The sequence below is a fragment of the Euhalothece natronophila Z-M001 genome, from assembly GCF_007904085.1.
Classification (GTDB): domain Bacteria; phylum Cyanobacteriota; class Cyanobacteriia; order Cyanobacteriales; family Rubidibacteraceae; genus Halothece; species Halothece natronophila.
Window position 1 is genome coordinate 2,634,769 of record NZ_CP042326.1, and the last position, 16,543, is coordinate 2,651,311.

General features: G+C 40.7%; 20 protein-coding genes and 1 tRNA gene. 15 read left to right on the forward strand and 6 right to left on the reverse strand.

Going from position 1 to position 16,543, the window contains the following annotated elements; genetic code table 11:
• Positions 1 to 168: 168 nt before the first annotated feature.
• Positions 169 to 960 carry an LmeA family phospholipid-binding protein gene (locus tag FRE64_RS12990; RefSeq protein WP_146296616.1) on the forward strand — a complete coding sequence of 264 codons (792 nt, stop codon included), beginning with the start codon at positions 169 to 171 and terminating at the stop codon, positions 958 to 960.
• Between the two features lie 182 nt (positions 961 to 1,142).
• Here the strand turns inward: FRE64_RS12990 and FRE64_RS12995 are convergent.
• From FRE64_RS12995 to trxA, 3 genes are all read right to left on the reverse strand, one after another.
• Positions 1,143 to 1,214: transfer RNA gene (locus FRE64_RS12995), tRNA-Gly, on the reverse strand.
• Positions 1,215 to 1,281: 67 nt separating this feature from the next.
• A complete protein-coding gene (locus FRE64_RS13000) occupies positions 1,282 to 2,352 on the reverse strand; it encodes an LOG family protein (protein ID WP_146296617.1) in 1,071 nt (356 codons plus the stop codon).
• Positions 2,353 to 2,559: 207 nt separating this feature from the next.
• Entirely contained in the window at positions 2,560 to 2,883 is a 324-nt protein-coding gene (trxA, locus tag FRE64_RS13005) for a thioredoxin (protein ID WP_146296618.1), read from the reverse strand.
• A 585-nt stretch (positions 2,884 to 3,468) separates the two neighbouring features.
• Here trxA and FRE64_RS13010 point away from each other — a divergent pair.
• From FRE64_RS13010 to FRE64_RS13040, 7 genes are read left to right on the forward strand one after another with little or no spacing between them, the layout of a single operon-like run.
• The gene (locus FRE64_RS13010) at positions 3,469 to 3,804 is read left to right on the forward strand and encodes an NADH-quinone oxidoreductase subunit K (RefSeq protein WP_146296619.1); all 336 of its coding nucleotides are present in this window, start codon (positions 3,469 to 3,471) and stop codon (positions 3,802 to 3,804) included.
• On the forward strand, positions 3,801 to 5,234 hold the full coding sequence (locus tag FRE64_RS13015) for a cation:proton antiporter (protein ID WP_146296620.1): 1,434 nt from the start codon (positions 3,801 to 3,803) through the stop codon (positions 5,232 to 5,234). Before FRE64_RS13010 ends, FRE64_RS13015 begins: the two co-directional genes overlap by 4 nt.
• Complete coding sequence (locus FRE64_RS13020; RefSeq protein WP_146296621.1) at positions 5,231 to 5,620, forward strand: Na+/H+ antiporter subunit E; 390 nt, start codon at positions 5,231 to 5,233, stop codon at positions 5,618 to 5,620. Before FRE64_RS13015 ends, FRE64_RS13020 begins: the two co-directional genes overlap by 4 nt.
• A complete protein-coding gene (locus FRE64_RS13025; RefSeq protein ID WP_146296622.1) occupies positions 5,617 to 5,868 on the forward strand; it encodes a hypothetical protein in 252 nt (83 codons plus the stop codon). The genes FRE64_RS13020 and FRE64_RS13025 overlap by 4 nt, the downstream gene beginning before the upstream one ends.
• On the forward strand, positions 5,868 to 6,146 hold the full coding sequence (locus FRE64_RS13030; RefSeq protein WP_146297362.1) for a monovalent cation/H(+) antiporter subunit G: 279 nt from the start codon (positions 5,868 to 5,870) through the stop codon (positions 6,144 to 6,146). The genes FRE64_RS13025 and FRE64_RS13030 overlap by 1 nt, the downstream gene beginning before the upstream one ends.
• Entirely contained in the window at positions 6,139 to 6,717 is a 579-nt protein-coding gene (locus tag FRE64_RS13035) for a DUF4040 domain-containing protein (RefSeq protein WP_146296623.1), read from the forward strand. Before FRE64_RS13030 ends, FRE64_RS13035 begins: the two co-directional genes overlap by 8 nt.
• Positions 6,718 to 7,377: a Na(+)/H(+) antiporter subunit B gene (locus FRE64_RS13040; RefSeq protein ID WP_146296624.1), complete on the forward strand. Its 660-nt coding sequence runs from the start codon at positions 6,718 to 6,720 to the stop codon at positions 7,375 to 7,377.
• A 21-nt stretch (positions 7,378 to 7,398) separates the two neighbouring features.
• Here FRE64_RS13040 and FRE64_RS13045 read toward each other — a convergent pair whose 3' ends face one another.
• The 3 genes from FRE64_RS13045 to FRE64_RS13055 all read right to left on the reverse strand — a co-directional run bounded on the left by FRE64_RS13045 (position 7,399) and on the right by FRE64_RS13055 (position 9,021).
• Positions 7,399 to 7,992, reverse strand: coding sequence for an NUDIX hydrolase (locus FRE64_RS13045; protein WP_146296625.1), 594 nt, complete (start codon positions 7,990 to 7,992; stop codon positions 7,399 to 7,401).
• A 3-nt stretch (positions 7,993 to 7,995) separates the two neighbouring features.
• Positions 7,996 to 8,493, reverse strand: a complete 498-nt coding sequence (folK, locus tag FRE64_RS13050; RefSeq protein WP_146297363.1) for a 2-amino-4-hydroxy-6-hydroxymethyldihydropteridine diphosphokinase — start codon at positions 8,491 to 8,493, stop codon at positions 7,996 to 7,998.
• 189 nt (positions 8,494 to 8,682) lie between these two features.
• Positions 8,683 to 9,021 (reverse strand): DUF1830 domain-containing protein, encoded by a 339-nt coding sequence (locus FRE64_RS13055; protein WP_146296626.1) that lies wholly within the window; start codon positions 9,019 to 9,021, stop codon positions 8,683 to 8,685.
• 377 nt (positions 9,022 to 9,398) lie between these two features.
• Between FRE64_RS13055 and FRE64_RS13060 the strand changes: the two genes are divergently transcribed.
• From FRE64_RS13060 to FRE64_RS13090, 7 genes are all read left to right on the forward strand, one after another.
• Complete coding sequence (locus FRE64_RS13060) at positions 9,399 to 10,973, forward strand: photosystem II high light acclimation radical SAM protein (RefSeq protein WP_146296627.1); 1,575 nt, start codon at positions 9,399 to 9,401, stop codon at positions 10,971 to 10,973.
• A gap of 49 nt (positions 10,974 to 11,022) precedes the next feature.
• Positions 11,023 to 12,372, forward strand: coding sequence for a DICT sensory domain-containing protein (locus FRE64_RS13065; protein WP_246140319.1), 1,350 nt, complete (start codon positions 11,023 to 11,025; stop codon positions 12,370 to 12,372).
• 37 nt (positions 12,373 to 12,409) lie between these two features.
• Positions 12,410 to 13,048: a pentapeptide repeat-containing protein gene (locus FRE64_RS13070; protein ID WP_146296628.1), complete on the forward strand. Its 639-nt coding sequence runs from the start codon at positions 12,410 to 12,412 to the stop codon at positions 13,046 to 13,048.
• Positions 13,049 to 13,150: 102 nt separating this feature from the next.
• Positions 13,151 to 13,783: a hypothetical protein gene (locus tag FRE64_RS13075; protein ID WP_146296629.1), complete on the forward strand. Its 633-nt coding sequence runs from the start codon at positions 13,151 to 13,153 to the stop codon at positions 13,781 to 13,783.
• A 511-nt stretch (positions 13,784 to 14,294) separates the two neighbouring features.
• Positions 14,295 to 14,864: a Uma2 family endonuclease gene (locus FRE64_RS13080; protein WP_146296630.1), complete on the forward strand. Its 570-nt coding sequence runs from the start codon at positions 14,295 to 14,297 to the stop codon at positions 14,862 to 14,864.
• Between the two features lie 44 nt (positions 14,865 to 14,908).
• On the forward strand, positions 14,909 to 15,706 hold the full coding sequence (locus FRE64_RS13085) for an ABC transporter ATP-binding protein (protein WP_146296631.1): 798 nt from the start codon (positions 14,909 to 14,911) through the stop codon (positions 15,704 to 15,706).
• Positions 15,663 to 16,493 (forward strand): ABC transporter permease, encoded by an 831-nt coding sequence (locus FRE64_RS13090; RefSeq protein ID WP_222597827.1) that lies wholly within the window; start codon positions 15,663 to 15,665, stop codon positions 16,491 to 16,493. Before FRE64_RS13085 ends, FRE64_RS13090 begins: the two co-directional genes overlap by 44 nt.
• The last annotated feature ends 50 nt before the right edge of the window (positions 16,494 to 16,543 follow it).

A 16,543-nucleotide genomic window follows, 5' to 3' on the forward strand; every position in this document is an offset into this window, starting at 1 on the left:
GTCACTTGCTTAATATTTTGTTACAACAGAGAGAACAAGGGCGGTTAAAAGCCGACTTTGACTGGGCTGACACTTGGCACAATTAACGTCAAGAAACAGTTTATCCTTTACTACTGTACAGAGGATTAGTGACTTCTGTACAATTAAGTTTCATTAATGGAGGTTTAAATGATTGGTGGCTTAACCAGTTTTCAAGGTAAGGGTAGTGATTGGGGAGAGAATCTTCTTAATAGTGTTGCTAGTAATACTCTTCGCCACCTATTTACTCAATGTGATCAGTTGGAAGTAAAAGTCAGCTGTCACCCCTCTAGCAAATTACTACAGGGTAGCATCGATAGCTTCAACATGAGTGGGAAAGGTTTAGTAATTCGCAAAGCCTTTCGCACTGAGGAAATGTGGTTTGAAACTGATGCTGTTGCGATTGACTTTAGTTCAGCATTAAAAGGTAAAATTACACTCAAACAGCCTACTCAAGCGATCGCGCAAGTTAAACTGCTCGAAGAAGATATTAATCAAGCCTTTAAAGCCCAGTTAGTAAGAAAACGCCTTGAAAATCTTACTGCCCCTACCTTAACTGAACTTTCTGGCGGTGATCCAGTTTCTTTTACTGACATCAATTTAACATTATTGCCCAATAACCAAATTCAAATAGACGCTAAGGCAGATTTAGGTCAAGCAGGTGTTATCCCCGTTAGTCTAACTTGTACTTTAGGTGTAGAAAGACGAAGACGATTATTATATAAAAATGTAACATTTCAAGCGGACAATGTCCCGAAGGAACACCAAGTAGTTAGTGAAAAGTTAACTGAGGTTTTAGGTGATATTCTCAATAATATGGTAGATTTAGACCGTTTTAACCTTGATGGAGTCAAAATGCGGATCAACCGCTTAGAAACCCAAGGTAAAACTCTTGTTTTTAGTGGCTATGCTCAAATTAATCATATTCCTCGTCAAGGATAAGCTCACTCAACTGGGCTGATTCATGTAACTGGGGGGACACAGCTAAACGAGGAAGTGAAGCTCTCCTCAGATATGCGGAATCCTAAGGCGCATACGCCCTATTTCCCCACTAAATGAAAGATTGTATTCGTAGGATTCTCAGCCTGCTCGCTAAACAGGAACAACTTCTATTTAGAAATGAAAGCGGGTGATGGGATTCGAACCCACGGCATTCACCTTGGCAAGGTGACGCTCTACCGCTGAGCTACACCCGCGTCATAAGCCCAACACTCTACCTATCATCTCACAAGCAAATCCTTTTTGTCAAGCCTAATTTTTTAATTATTTGATTTCCGGATGAGTTTCTACAGCAGGGGGAACTGATATAGAAAAGCTATTAAGCCGTCGAATTAGCCTATACAAGCGTCCTAAATCTCGTTGATTAAAATGGAAGACTAAACGTGGCAGTTGCTCAGTTCCATCGCCATTTTCTTCGTGTAGAGGGGCACTTTTTCTAATTTCTCCTTCCACTACAATGTCGCTAAATTCTTGATTTAACCATGCTACCTGTGCATCTGTGGGTTCACCATTTAAGCGGATCACCAGCAAGTTACCCACATAACGACTAGAATGATAAACCCGATAAAAATCCTCGATCGCGCGACAGGCAACCTCTAAATCATCAGTAATGGTATAAATGCAATTATCATCAGGGCTCACTAATCCTTCTTTAATTAAATGTTTGCAAATATAGTTATCCCAAGCCTTCCAATAGTCACCCCCAGGTTCATCAATCAACACTAGAGGAACTGGAGACTGTTTTCCCGTTTGACATAAAGTTAAACATTCAAAGGCTTCATCCTGCGTACCATACCCTCCCGGAAAAAGCGCGATCGCGTCACTTTCTCGTAAAAAAAACAACTTGCGGGTAAAGAAATACTTAAAGTTCAGTAACTTATCCGGCTCAATGTAAGGATTAGCTCCTTGTTCAAAGGGGAGATTAATATTTAAGCCAAACGAGCGTTCACGCCCAGCTCCTTCATTCCCAGCAGCCATAATTCCACCGCCAGCCCCAGTCATCACCATAAATCCTTCTCTAGCCAGATTATGGGCAAATTGTTTTGCTAGTTGATAAATTTTTCTATCTTCTGCAATCCTAGCAGAACCAAAAATGGTTACTTTGCGAATATGGCGATAAGGCTGAAAAACGTTAAATCCTTTTTCTAAGTCTTTAAGGGTAGTGGCAATAATTTTCCAATCTGCACTTGCAATGTCTTCTTCTGCAAGACGAACTAAAACTTCAATTGCCTCTTTAATCCAACCCCCTTTTGCGGTAGGCGGAAGAGTCTTTACCAACTTGTCAATTGCACTCGCGATCGCGTCAGAATTATTTTGATGGAGATATCCAGGCATATAAAAATAATCACTATAAAAAAGGAGAACCCCTGAGCCTTCTTCTCAGCTTATTCTCCTATAAAGAGGGTCGTCGGTAGAATGATTAATACTCTATACCGCTAAACCGAACATCATAGTTTTTAACAGAGAAAGCGTGGGTTCCTCTCCCTCTACCTTAAAAATTTGAGAGGGAGTCCCCATCGCCACATTTTAAATCGAATTACATTATAGATATTTTTCTAAAGTATTAGCTAGGGTTGTTTTTGGAACTGCCCCAACAACCATATCCACCCGCTGCCCATCCTTAAATATCATCAAGGTGGGGATGCTACGAATGCCATATTGACTAGCAACGTTGGGATTTTCATCGGTATTAACCTTAACCACCTTAACTTGACCAGCATATTGTTCTGAGATTTCCTCTACCACAGGGGCGACCATGCGACAAGGACCGCACCAGGGAGCCCAAAAATCAACCAGTACAGTTTGATCGCTTTCTAGAACTTCCTGTTGGAAGCTACTATCGGTGACTTCTGCAGTTGCTACCATTTTCTATATCCTTATTTCAATCAGCTTTTCTAATCAGATACTGAGGTTGATGCTTCAATCCTCATACAATTTTATTTTATCAGTTATAGTTCCATTGTTCAGTGCTGAGACCTGTTGTGAGAAAATATCTTAACGTTAATTGTTATTTCTAATTATTTATCTCTTTCCTTTTATCGATTTCATTTGTTATAATAAGCGAATAATTTTCCTTGAAGGCTTAAATTGTGGTGCAACTGGCGAGGAGTAAAGTAAGTCCAATCAAGGAAGCCGCCCGAAACTCTGTTCGGACGGAGTGTGGTGTGAGGAGTGAACGGAAACTTTGTCTCCGCTCTTTCTATTGTAAGCAACAAAGCTGGCTTTTGTCGTGGGGTATTTAAAAAATTGCTAAATTCTACTAATGTAGCACAAAATTTTCTAAATTTTCTACTGAGCAGTGTTTGCTACAAAGAGCCAAGGGATAGTCTCTTTATTTCTCGTTACAGTTAACTCTTAGAGAGAGCGGTAATCATGCCCCAGTTTTTCATCGCTAGGATGGAAAGATAAGCTTATTTATTATGCTTTGTTCAACCAGTTAACTCTAGATTCATGTTAGAAGGATTTATATTTGCCACAGTTCTATGTGGTTTTTTCGGGCTTTTCCTCAAAAAAAATCTCATGATGAAAATCCTAGCCATGGATGTCATGACTACTGGGGTAGTAGCTTACTATGTTTTAGTTGCCTCTCGAGGAGGAGTGCAGACTCCCATTGCTAATGAAGCAGAAACAACTAGCTATGCGGATCCTGTGCCACAAGCCGTAATTTTAACGGTGATTGTGATTGGGTTTTCAACGCAAGCATTAATGTTAGTCGGGGCAATGAAACTCAGCCAAGATCACCCCACATTGGAAAGCACTGAAATTGAGAGAAATCATCTGCCATGACCACAATAACTATCATTTGGCTACTCTCCCCTCTTTTGTTTGGAATCGGTCTTTATTTAGTCCCTAAACTGGCACAGTATATTGCCTTAACCATCTCGCTACTATCAATGGGGTATGCTTTAGCACTTATGATCACTCCTGAGTGGTACGGGTCATGGCAATTATTAGATAGTTTTGGCATTACTTTTGTCACCGATGCGTTAAGTAGCTATTTCATCTTAACCAATGCCTTAGTGACAATTGCAGTTGTCCTTTTTTCTTGGCAAAGTGGCAAAACTGCTTTTTTTTATGTGCAATTGATGATTGTTCATGCCAGTGTTAATACTGTTTTCATCTGTGCTGATTTTATTACTTTATATGTAGCGCTAGAACTTCTTGGGATTGCCGTTTTCCTATTAATTGCTTATCCCCGAACAGAACGCTCAATTTGGTTAGCGCTACGGTATCTCTTTGTAAGCAGTGCTGCTATGCTGTTTTATTTAATTGGGGCAATTTTAGTTTATCAAAGCAGTAACTCATTTGCCTTTGAGGGGTTAGATCAGGGTTCGAGTGAAGCAGTTGTACTGATTTTACTAGGTCTTCTCACAAAAGGAGGAATCTTTATTTTAGGATTTTGGTCTCCTTTAACCAACTCAGAATCTGAAACCTCTGTATCTGCATTACTATCAGGCATTGTTGAAAAGGGGGCTGTATTTCCACTAGTCCGTTTGACGCTCATGCTAGATGACCTGAATTGGATCATTATTTTATTTGGCGTTGGCACGGTTTATTTAGGGGTTACTTATGCCATCTTTGAAGAAGATACTAAGGGGACGTTAGCTTTTAGTACCTTTTCTCAGCTGGGTTGGATTTTAGTTGCCCCGACGGTAGGAGGATTCTACGCCCTAGCCCACGGACTGGCTAAAGCTGCCATCTTTTTTATCACCGATCTATTACCCAGCCGGAATTTTAATACGCTTCAAAATAAATCCGTTCAAACGGGGGTTTGGGTTGCTTTAGTTATTCCCTGTCTTTCCATTTCAGGATTTCCTTTAGTTACTGGGTTTGGAGCGAAGATGTTGACCCTAGATAATTTACTGCCTCCTTTGCCAACAGTTGTGATGGATGTGGCAGCAATTGGAACTGCAGTGGTTTATGCCAAGTTTATTTTTCTTCCTCGGGGAGGTCAGACTCCGATTAAAACTAGCATTTTAATTTCTCTTGTCTTTTTAATGGGGGGGCTGATCATTGGTAATTACTTAGTTTATGAAGCTTACACTCTCTTTAATGTTGGGAAAGCAATTATCATTGTTTTAAGTGGTTGGTTAGGATATTTCTTGATTAAGCAATGGTTAGGATTTGGTTTGCCTCGGAATTTAGAAAATTTTGAACATCTCATTGGCATTATGAGTTTAACGGTTGTTGGGTTGTTGGGGATAGTTTTGGCATGATAGAAAGTTTTAACTTTGTCTTACGTTTAGCGATTTGGTTTTTATTAACAGCCGAGTTAAGTGCGATTAATATCCTATTTGGCGTTGCAGTGGCTTTGTTGCTTCCGCAACCTCGCAGGCGACGGGTTATGATTCGAGATTGGTTAAAAGTTCTTGGGGAGATTGCGATAGCAATTCCTAAGGCCTACATAGAAGCATTTGAGCTGATTCTATTTCCTCACACTCAAGAAGAGATTACTATGGAAAGGGTTAAACCTAATCGGACGCCTGGTCTAATTTTTCTTGATATTTTTTTGATCACGTTTACCCCGAAAACAATTGTTTCTCAGTATCATCAACGGGGTTGGTATGAAGTTCATCGAGTAAAACGGAAAACGAGGAAATGACTTGGCTTGCGATCACGATGAGTTTGGCTTTACTAATTCCTGTCTATGAGGCTTGGCAGGATGATAATATTTGGCAGAAAATGCTTGCTTTTGCCAGTATTGAAACAAAAACGTCAATTTTGATTTTACTAATTTCAGTGATGCGAGACGATTGGATGATTGGGATTGTCGGGGTTTTGATTTTAAGTGTTGGTAATGCTTCGTTGATGTTACTGGCTCATGTAATTAGACGCTTGAACGAACGATGATTATTGATATTTTAAGCTATGGTTTGATGGGATTGGGGGTGTTTTTTTGGTTTTGGGGCACCTTTCCGTTACTAGGGAATCGTTCAGTTTTATTTAAACTGCATACGCTTTCTGTGTCGGATACATTAGGGTCAATTAATATTCTGGTAGGGCTCTTATTACGAATTCCAGAACAATGGCCGTTAATTTTACTGGCTTTGATTACACTAGCAATCTGGAATACGGTTTTGGGCTATGTTTTAGCTTACTGTTCAAGTCATGAGAAGCGCAATGGCTGATAATTTATATATTGTAATTCTAACGGCATTACTTCCTGTTACTGCTTGCATTTTACTGTTTCAGGTTAACCCTTATTACGCGCTAATTATTCGAGGGATTTTAGGAGAAGTAGCGGCTTTGGTTTATGTCCTATTTGGGGCGGCGGAAGTGGCTTTAACCGAGGCGTTTGTGGGAACAATGTTAGCGATTACCCTTTACGCGATCGCGGTTCGTTCTTCTTTAAGAATGCGTCTGGGGGTTCTAGAAAATCATTTGGAAAAAACCACTGATGAAGGAGAATCGTTATTATCAGCACTACGGCAGATGCTAAATAAGTATCATATGCGGCTAGAAGTTGTGACTTATGGAAATTCACAAGAGCTAAACTCAGCGCTAGAGACAAAAGATGTGCATACCATTTGCATTTCCCCGAGAGAGGATGCTGATTCCTTTTATCACTTGCACACTCGAATCCAACGTCTCTATCACATTATGCAATCAGATTTACCTGAAAATATCGCAACTCTAAGCTATACTGAGCCGACGCAAATTTCAGAAGAAAAAATCATTGATCAAGTAGGACAAAAATAGATGAAATGGATCTATATTGCAGCGGGAATTGCTTTCTACATTAAAATGATTATCTTATCCCCAGCGTTGGAATTTGAGGAACTACCAATTGTGGATTTGATTGTTGAGGATACTGGCATTCCCAATGCAGTTTCAGGGATTCTCTTTCGGAACCGACTTTTTGACACCATTTTTGAAGTGGTTGTTTTCACAATGGCAATCATGGGTGTTCAATTTCTTTTATCTAATGAAAAACCTTCACGCACCATTTACCAATTCAGTGATCACCCATCAATTATTTTAGCCCAACTAGGGGCAACGATCGCGGCTTTAATTGGGATTGAACTGACGATTTCTGGTCACTTAAGCCCTGGCGGAGGGTTTGCGGCTGGGGTAATTGGGGGAACAGCGATCGGTTTAATTACGGTTACGTCCTCATCGCAATGGATAGAGTTCCTTTACCAACGGTTTCGCGCTGCCCTTTGGGAAAAGGTTTTAGTATTGAACTTTATTATCGTTGCTGCTTTCACATTAGTGGGATTAGAACTCCCTCATGGTGAATATGGGACAATCTTTAGTGGTAGCTGGATTCCCATTCTCAATATTTTAGTGGCGATGAAGGTAGCTCTAGGCTCTTGGACAGCAGTTTTGGTATTTATTCTCTATCGAGGATTATTATAAGCCACAGTTACTGGTTTGGTGTCAGTCATCCGTACTCCCGAACTGAATTCGGGAGCCTGCGGATGACCGTTGCTCAAAAAAAGCCCGAGCCAGATAGTAGCTAGTAATTGATTTGGCATCTAGTTTGATCTCCTCGGTGTGAATAAGTTTTTCCAGTTCTTCTGGAGTATAGAGAGCAATATTAATGTCTTCATCCTCATCTTGCTCTGGGGGAATGTCTAGCTTTTCTAAGTCTGTGGCGAGAAAGGCATAGATATATTCATCAGAATAACCTGGGGCGAGGGGAAAGTTTCCTAAAGTTTTCCATTGCTTAGCATGATAGCCAGTTTCTTCCTCAATTTCGCGCTTGATAGTTTCTGCTGGTTCTTCGTAGGGTTCAACTGTACCTGCGGGAAACTCTAATAAGCGCTGTTTAACGGCAAAACGATATTGATCCACTAATACTAATTTACCATCAGTGGTCATAGGAACCGCTAATGCACCACCAAGGTGACGGATACATTCCCATTCCCCTTCTGCGCCGTTGGGGAGACGAAGATAGTTAACTTCAAAGCTGAATTTTCGCCCTTCGTAATAGAGACGTTCTTTTAAGATTTTAGGAGTATTACTGGACATTGATTAAAGTTTTTTAAGGACACTAGAACAGTCTATCGCGTCTTTTAACTGCGCGATCGCGCTTTCGGTAATTGGTTCGATCCAATCAGAGGCAATTTCTGCTAAGGGAACCAAAACAAAGGCACGTTCTCTCATGCGGGGATGTGGCAGTTCTAATCTTGGAGTCTCTAAAACCAAATCGTCATATAATAGTAAATCTAAGTCAAGGGTTCGCGCTCCCCACGATTCGCGACGCACTCGCCCAAAATGATTTTCTATGCTTAATAAATTATCTAATAATTCTAAGGGTAATAAGGTAGTCGTTAGTAGCGCACAGCCATTGAAATAATTCGGTTGCACTGGCCCCACAGGGAGGGTTTCATACCAGTGAGAAACCTTATTAACACTAATTTCAGGAATTTGCTCTAACTTGTTAATCGCTTGTTCTAGAGTCTGTCGGGAATTTCCTAAATTACTTCCAAGCGCGATCGCGCAGTGGGCTTTTTTTAAATGATGATCCATATTTTCAGTACACACTCCGAGGAACTGAGTGAGTCTGAATTTATCATGAAATCCTAACTTCTGCGTCTCATAGAGAGAAGTTAAGGCATTACTTCGCCGTGAAATTCTCTCATTAACTAATAAGGATTGCCCAAAAGACAATCCACTGCTAAAATCAATTAAATCTATTTTTAAAAACTGCTTGCTCTCTTAAGCGGCACCAACCATCACATTTTCATTGTTATCTAAACTAACTTCTCCCTCCTCTTCTGAGGAGGTTTTGCTTTCTATGTTCTCTTTCACTACTAGGCGAGAACAAGAGATTTGATCAGATAATATAGAGCTTGCCATCATTCCAGTATGAATTTCTAATATTGCCTCTGGTAACGCTTCAAATACTAAACGTTGCCCAGGAAATACGACTCTCTCAAAGTACCAATTCGGAACATTGGTAATACGAGCAACTTGAATGGAGCTTGTGGCATTGAGATAACAGCATACAATGTGATCTGAAGAGGGTGTCGGGATGGGATCAAGGAGTTGAGCCATGATAAATGTTAAGTTAATTTTCTAAATGTTACACCCTCAAGTTAGCACTACCTGATCCCGAGTAGCTGTTAAGCCTAATACAATTTTCCAAATCAAAGCAGTTTCTCCACCCATTGGCGTAGAAACGAAGTTTTAAATTTTATTTTTGCTTGATGAAGTTAAATCACGAGTCTTAACCTATCACAGCCAATTAATGAACGCTAAGTTAAGATATATGAAAATAATGAGATTAGGGAATAGAACTACTCATTAAATTTTCCGTAAAAAGCATTCAAAAAAAGCATAATGCTTAATATAGCATCCTTTAAACGCATTTCGTCAAATATTGACGATTGATCACCTCCTTACTATCAACACTTAAGCCCAGACATTCAATCATGACACAAAAAATTCTCTATGTTCGGCTTCCCTGTAACCCCATTTTCCCCATTGGTGTAGTTTACATAGCGGATCATATTCACAAACTTTTCCCTGACATTGAGCAACGCATTTTTGACATGGGAACTGTTGCCCCCCTTGACTTTGGGCGTTCTTTAGAAAATTGCATTGATGAATATCAACCCACACTATTAGTTTTTTCTTGGCGTGATATTCAAATTTATGCCCCAGTAGGCGGACGTGGTGGCAACCCCTTACAGTACGCCTTTGAATTTTACTATGCTAAGAATCCTTTAAGAAAACTTCATGGGGCATTAGGGGGAATGCGAGTTACCGCCGCTTATTATGGAGAACTCTGGCGCAATATGGGGTTAATTAAACGCGGTTTAAAACGAGCGCAAAAGTATAACCCCCAAGCCCGAACCATTATCGGCGGTGGTGCGGTTAGTGTCTTTTATGAACAACTCGAAAATAAACTCCCTAAAGGCACTATTGTTTCTGTGGGAGAAGGAGAACTCCTCCTAGAAAAATTATTACGGGGAGAAAACTTCCAAGATGAACGCTGCTATGTGGTGGGAGAAACCAAGCCTCGTGAAAATATGATTCATGAAGCCCCAACGCCACTGGAAAAAACCGCCTGTGATTATGATTATATTGAGCGGATGTGGCCCGAGTTTAAGTATTATCTGCAAGAGAATGACTTTTATATTGGGGTGCAAACCAAGCGTGGCTGTCCACACAATTGCTATTACTGCATTTACACAGTGGTAGAAGGAAAACAGGTTCGTGTGAACCCTGCTGATGAAGTGGTGGCAGAAATGCGCCAACTTTACGATCGCGGCATTCGCAATTTCTGGTTTACAGATGCCCAATTTATTCCAGCGAAAAAATATATTCCTGATGCCATAGAACTACTGCAAAAAATCTATGATTCAGGAATGAATGATATTCATTGGGCAGCGTATATTCGGGCAGATAACCTAACCCCAGAATTATGCGACCTAATGGTAAAAACAGGAATGAACTACTTTGAAATTGGCATTAGTAGCGGTTCTCAAGAATTAGTTCGTAAAATGCGGATGGGATATAATCTGCGAGTGGTTCTACAAAATTGCCGCGATCTCAAAAATGCAGGTTATGATGAATTGGTTTCAGTAAATTACTCCTTTAACGTTCTTGATGAGCGCATTGAAACCATCCGTCAAACCATTGCTTACCACCGCGCTTTAGAAGAAATTTTTGGGGAAGATAAAGTTGAACCTGCCATCTTCTTTATTGGTTTACAGCCTCATACCCATTTAGAGGAGTATGCCCTAGAAAATGGTATTCTCAACTCAGATTATAATCCCATGAGCTTGATGCCTTGGACAGCGAAAAAACTGCTTTGGAATCCTGAACCATTAGGGAGTTTATTTGGGGAAGTATGTCTGCAAGCATGGGAAAATAATCCCAATGACTTTGGACGCGAGGTAATGGCAATTTTAGAACAACGCTTTGGTCGCGCTGATCTAGAAGAAGCTCTCAATGCTCCGATGAAAGAGGCATCTCAGCCTCAGTTAAGTTCTGTTAGTTAATTAATACAATGGGTGAGGGGGAAACCAATAATAAATAATAAATAACAAGATGCTCAAGGGATCAATTTTAGAAAAACTCTATACCGCCCATCAAACGAATCATCAAACGCTTAATTTAGGAGTTTACTATAAAAATACGTTAGTGGCGCTTTGTCATGCTTTAGAGGATTTTATTCTCAATACGAAAAGCTCTCCTTTAGTGATTACTGCCTTTCAACAGGGGAAATGGTATTTGCAAGAGGCAGATCGTTATGGGGAAATTGCTAACCATGCTCGCAAAATTGCCATTATGGCAGCCCCAGGAACAGGATTTGCAGAACACCCCACCAGTCAACGAGAGAATGTGGCGTTAGTCAGCTTAAATCCAGATAGCGATCCTGTAGCGCAAGAATGGCATTTAATTATTTGTTCTCCGAGTTATACTGCGATGGTGCTGTGTCAGGAACTTTCTGAAGCGGATTATGGTAAGAATGGCTTGCCAGAGCATGATTTAGAACGGAAATTCTACGGGTTTTGGACATTTGAACCGCATTTAGTCCAAGAAACAGTTGAAATCGCGATCGCGCATATTGAGCAATACAATCAGTCTCTCGCCACCGAACTCAATCAACATTATCAAAACATTAGCCAAGAATTTGGGCAAGTGGAATCAGAAGATACAGGGGTAGTGGTGTCGCAAGTGGTGGATTATCTGCAACATTCCCAAGCGGAACTCCTCAACCAACAAGCCCTCGCTGATAGTGAGGCTTCCTATTTACCCCAATCGCAAGCCCTCGATGATAATTTATTATCCAATGAGATGCAAGCCTTTCTCCGCATGGCACAACTCATTGATCAAGCTGATCTAGACAACCCTATGGCAGCATCGGAAGTTACCGCTCTCGCCGAAACCATGGGACAAGTTTTAGACTTACCTGCCTGGCAACAAAAACGCCTCCGTTTAGCTGGTTTACTCCATCGCTTAGTTCCGACACTAGCGCAAACGCCGCCAGAAGAAAATGAAGAAAAAGCCCCTGCTTGTGACTTAATTCCCAGTGTAGAAGCCCTGCGAGCCATGCCTAGAATGAGCGCGATCGCGCGGATCATTACCCACCAAACAGAAAACTGGGATGGAAGTGGCACTCCCGGTGGACTTGCCCATGATAGTATTCCCTTAGAGTCAAGAATCTTAGCCCTTGTCAGCTATTTTCAACGACGAGTTAATGATCTACGCACTAAAGAAAAAACCAATAGCCGAGAAGAAACTCTTAGCCAAGCTCTTTCTGAGTGTCAAGAGCAAGCCAACACCCGTTTTGATCCCAAGCTCACAGAAGCCTTAGGATTATTAGTAATGGGAATGCAACAAGGCATGAGCCTCGAAACCTCTCAACCAAAATTGCAGCAGGAATGTGGCTATTAGAAGACGAACAATTAACCGTTAACAATTAGAGACTTAAATGGACATTGAAGCAATCCGCAATGGGAAAATTTCTGAGCTTGTTGGAGCAGATCTCGAAGACGAAATTTTAACTGAAGCTGATCTGGAAAAAGCTAACCTTCGGGGAGCCAATTTAGTAGGCGTTGATCTGTCTCAGGCTAATTTACAAGGGGCTTATCTTGATGGGGCAAACCTTTTAGGGGCAACGCTCATTCGTTGTGATCTGCGTGGTAGTTTGTTAGGCGTGAATCTGACTCAAGCTAATTTACAAGGGGCTGATTTACGAGGAAGTAACTTGCGTGGTGCAAATTTAATGGGCGCAATCTTATTACGAGTTAGTTTAGCAGGAGCCTTTCTGAGTGGAGCTAATTTCGGTGATGCTGATATTCAGGGTGGAGATTTAAGAGCCAGTGAATTACACGGGGTCAACTTTCAGGGCGCGAACTTGAAAGGCGCAAATTTAGCCCAAGCCCAATTACAGGGAGCGAATTTATCCAAGGTAAATTTAGAAGAAGCAGACTTACGGGGAGCCAATTTATCAGGGGCGAATTTATCAGGGGCAAACTTACTGTGTTCAGAGTTAGAAGCGATTAACTTAAAGGGGGCAAATTTAGAGAATACTTGTTTAGTGGGGACACAATATGACTTAAATTCTTAATCTAGCAATGGCAAAAGGATTTTTGATAAGAATCGCTTACCGAAGATTCATCATAACCCCTTAAAATAGAATTAGTTATTAGTGGAAGGGGAATCAATTGCAATGCAAAAATTACATTTATTAACTTTCTTTTTAATTGTGAGTTTTTTCTTAGGGGGTTGTGATTTACTACCATTCGGGGGAGAAACTGAGCCTGATGATGAAATAACAGAAACCACGACTCCTGCTCCAGAGAATGATGATGAAGATGATGAAGTAACAGAAATTGAGCGTCCAGTTGCGAATGTTAGAGGCTTACAAGGAGCCACTGATCCAGAAGACTTTGTTAGGGAACGAGGGGAATCTCCAGGAGAACAACGTCAAGATCCATTTGCTTTTTTCCCTGTTTCTCCTGAAAATGTAACCAGAGCGCAACCCGAAGAACAACCTGCTGAAGAACCCGAAGAACAACCTGCTGAAGAAACAGTTGAAGAACCTGTTGAAGAAATTAAACCAGAGCTAGCACAGGCAGTAGAAGTTCAGGGAGCCGTAAGAATTGGTAATGAAACCAAGATTATTGTTAAAGCTCCCAATGAACCGACGAGTCGTCATGTCAGAACAGGAGAACTCATTGCTCAGGATCAGGTATTAGTAAAAGATATCAATATTGATGCTCGACCGAACCCGATTGTCGTATTAGAAGAGTTGGGAGTGGGTGAAGAAGTAGTTAAAGAAATCACTGGAGAATTCAGTTAATTATTACTTAAGGCGGGAATAATCTAGTGGCTTGCCATTCTTGCTCCTGCGAAACCTTGAGCCACTGACTCCAACCGTAAACCAGCAGTTGCTCCCATAACAAACAGGGGGGCATTCTCCTGAAATTGCCCTCAGGTGGGAAGATAGGCGGATGGTGAAACAACACCTTAAGAAGAAATTATAGTCGTTCCAATTCAGTTCCGTAGTGCAGCCATCTTGGCTGCTACTAGGGAGCAAGATGCTCCCACTACTTTTAGGTTGCTGTTTTTTATTTGGAATCACTATAAATCAGAAAAAATAATCGCGATTGCCCTACTATGTAAGTGGTTCAGGCGATTACTTTCATTTTTAACCCTGAGAATGAAACAACCTTGCCCCTAACAAAAAAGTTCACACCCTTGCCAGCCTAAGAAAACGAGGATTATTATCTATTTTCTGCCTAAAAGGACATAAAAATATCTGAGTGTTTTTATTGGCTATTTTAATGGAAAAGGATGTAAAAAAAAAGCCTATGCTGTCAAGTCAAACTCAATCGCAACTTTCCCTAGAAGAGTTCCTTAAACTTCCAGAAACTAAACCAGCACAGGAATATATTGATGGTAAAATTTATCAGAAGTCCATGCCAAACGGAAAGCATAGTCGCTTACAAACTCGTTTAGCAACTGAAATTAATCAAGTTGCCGAGGGACAAGGTTTAGCAAGTGCTTTTACTGAATTGCGTTGTACCTTTAGCGGGCGATCAATTGTTCCTGATATTACAGTTTTTACTTGGGATAAAATTCCCATCAATGAAGCAGGAGAAATTGAAAATACATTTAATATTGCCCCAAATTGGACAATTGAAATTCTATCTCCTGAGCAAAGTTCTACTCGGGTTATTAATAACATTTTATTTTGTTTAGATCAAGGCTCAGAATTGGGATGGCTAATTGATCCTGATGAAAAATTAGTTATGACTTTTTTCCCAGAACAGCAACCTAAAGCATATCAAAATCATAATGATATTTTACCATATTTAAGCATATTGCCTGAATTTAAACTATCTGTTGAAACCATTTTTAGCTATTTAAAATTAAAATAAAAGAATTGAATCATTAGCCACTTTGTAACTATTAGAACTTTAATATGGGCATTGTCGAAATACAACAGCTAACGCGACGCTTTAAAAGTGCAGTTGCCGTTGATTCTCTTAATTTAGTTGTAGAAGCTGGAGAAATTTTTGGTTTACTGGGCCCTAATGGTGCAGGGAAAAGTACCACCATTAAAATGCTTACTACACTACTCCCTGTTACCTCCGGAGAGGTTAAAATTAAACATTGCAATTTAACCCAAAATCCTGCTCAAGTCCGACAACTGATTGGCTATGTTCCCCAATCTTTATCGGTGGATGGTAGCCTCACTGGCTATGAAAACCTATTGATGGTGGCTAAACTTTATAATGTTCCTCGTCAGCAACAAAAGACTCGTATTGGTGAAGCCCTTGCTTATGTTGCCTTAGAAGATGCTTCCCGACAACTGGTAAAACGTTATTCTGGTGGGATGATTCGACGGTTAGAAATTGCTCAGGCTTTGCTGCATCAGCCAGCAGTGCTTTTTATGGATGAACCTACTGTGGGATTAGATCCTGTCGCCAGAAATGCCTTATGGGAATTATTAAAGAAAATTCGCACTCAATTAGGAACAACAATTTTTCTAACGACCCATTTTATGGAAGAAGCCGATTATCTCTGCGATCGCGTTGGCATTATGCACTATGGTCGTCTAGTGGCTATGGGTTCTCCTAATGAGCTAAAAGCCTCTATTTCTGAACCTGAAGCAACCCTCGATCGCGTTTTTATTCATTATACAGGAGACAATTTAGAAGCTAGAGGTAATTATCGTGACATTTCCCAAACGAGAAGCACGGCCCGCCGACTGGGCTAAAAGATCGATTCATTCTATTGGTGAGTTTTTGGAAAAAACCCTTGTGGTTACTGAAATTGAAGCCCGTAAAATTCGCCATGATCCCAAACAGTTATTTACTCGCGCCGCCCAGCCCATTGTTTGGCTAGGGGTTTTTGGGCAAGTATTTTCTCGTTTTGAAGCAATCCCTACTGGAGAGTTTTCTTATCTCGACTATCTTACCCCCGGAATTGTCGGGCAGAGTTTGCTATTTCTAACCATCTTTAGTGGTTTAATCATTCTTTCGGAACGGGATTTAGGATTATTGCAAAAATTATTAGTGAGTCCCACGCCACGGCTATCTCTCGTCATTGGTAAAGGGGTAGGAAATACCCTTCGCACCCTTGTCCAGTCTTTCATTATCTATGCTCTGGCAATTCCTTTAGGTGTTACCCTCAATTGGAATCCTCTAGCCTTGATCGGGGTTGTTATAACGATTTTACTAGCAACAGTTCTATTTTCTACCTTTTCCCTTTTAGTTGTCTGTATTGGTAAAACGCAGGAGGGATTTCTTGGGATTGCTCAATTTTTAACTCTACCCCTCTTTTTTACCAGTAATGCCATTTATCCCCTTGAAATGATGCCCCCTTGGCTACAAGCATTTGCCCTCATTAATCCCCTGACTTACACTATTGATGCCCTACGAGGCTTAATGTTAGTTGGAGAAGCCAATAGTTATCCCTTACTTTTAAACTGGGGAATCCTTTTAGGGGTTATTGTCATTTTGGGGGCTTTAGGGCGCTGGCAATATCCGACGCTTGTTAATTAATAGCATCATCACTGTGATCTTTCCTTTAAAAAAACAGCCTGCCTAGAAGA